Source organism: Roseateles sp. P5_B10, from assembly GCF_056400485.1.
In genome coordinates, this window is sequence record NZ_JBFULE010001098.1 from 1 (window position 1) to 1,412 (window position 1,412).

Annotated in this window: 2 protein-coding genes; both read left to right on the forward strand. The window is 68.3% G+C overall.

Features of this window, described 5'->3' with window-relative positions:
- Window positions 1–711 (forward strand): UDP-glucose 4-epimerase GalE (gene galE / locus AC1DU6_RS31140; protein ID WP_477861991.1); only part of this gene is annotated, 711 nt, incomplete at its 5' end.
- Window positions 708–1,412, forward strand: a 705-nt coding sequence (locus AC1DU6_RS31145; protein WP_477861993.1) for a sugar phosphate nucleotidyltransferase, incomplete at its 3' end; no start/stop codon positions are given. The genes galE and AC1DU6_RS31145, both read left to right, overlap by 4 nt.

A 1,412-nucleotide genomic window follows, 5' to 3' on the forward strand; every position in this document is an offset into this window, starting at 1 on the left:
GGCCTCGTCAACACCTGCGAGGCCATGAAGCGCCACGGTTGCACGCGCATGGTGTTCAGCTCCAGCGCCACCGTCTACGGCGCTCCGGACAAACTACCCCTGCGCGAGGACGCACCGACCTCGTCGACCAACCCCTACGGCGCGACCAAGCTGATGGGCGAGCAGATCCTGCACGACCTCGGCATCGCCGATCCAGCCTGGCAGACCGCCTGCCTGCGCTACTTCAATCCAGTCGGCGCCCACGAGAGCGGCCGCATCGGTGAAGACCCGCGCGGCACGCCCAACAACCTGATGCCCTATGTCGCCCAGGTGGCGGTGGGCCGGCGCACCAAGCTGGCCGTCTTCGGCAATGACTACGCGACGCCCGACGGCACTGGCGTGCGCGACTACATCCATGTCAGCGACCTGGCCGAAGGGCACGTCGCTGCACTGCGCTGGCTGCTGGCCAATACCGGCTCGTTGACCGTCAATCTCGGCACCGGCCAGGGCTACAGCGTGCTCGACCTGGTGCGCGCCTACGAAGCCGCCAGCGGCCGCAGCGTGCCCTACGAAATCGTCCCGCGCCGCCCTGGCGACATCGCAGCCTGCTGGGCCGACCCGGCCCTGGCGCGCGAGTTGCTTGGCTGGGAGGCCAAGCTCGATCTCGCCCGCATGTGCCAAGACAGTTGGCGCTGGCAACGACTCAACCCTCACGGTTTCAATCCCGCATGACCCACGTTCAACCCGTCATCATGGCCGGCGGCTCCGGCACCCGGCTCTGGCCTCTGTCGCGCAGCGGCTACCCCAAGCAATTCCTCGTGCTGTCCGGCAATGAGAGCCTGTTCCAGCTCGCCGCGCGCCGCCTGGCCGCGCTGGCCTCGCCCGAGTTCGAGCTCGCCGGTCCCTGCATCGTCGGCAATGAGGAGCACCGCTTTCTCGTACTGGATCAATTGCGCGAGACCCGGCAGGAGCCCAGCAGCGTGCTGCTGGAACCGCTGGGCCGCAACACTGCACCGGCGCTGACGCTGGCCGCATTGGCCGCACTCGAGGGCGGCAAGGACCCCGTCCTCGTCGTCACGCCGGCCGACCAGACCGTCACCAACCCTGCAGCCTTCACCGCGGCATTGCAGGACGCGGTCCGCATCGCGGCCGAAGGTGCCATCGCCATCCTGGGCATCACGCCAGACCGGCCCGAAACAGGCTACGGCTATATCCGCACCTCGGGCGACGCCGCGGGCCTGGTGGTCGCACAGTTCGTCGAGAAGCCCAACCTGGAGACCGCCCAGCGCTATCTGGCCGAAGGCGACTACTACTGGAACAGCGGCATGTTCGTGCTGCGTGCCAGCGTCTGGATGAAGGCGCTGGAACGATTCCGCCCCGACATCGCCGCTGCCACGCGCGCTGCCTGGGATGCGCGCAAGACCGACGCCAAG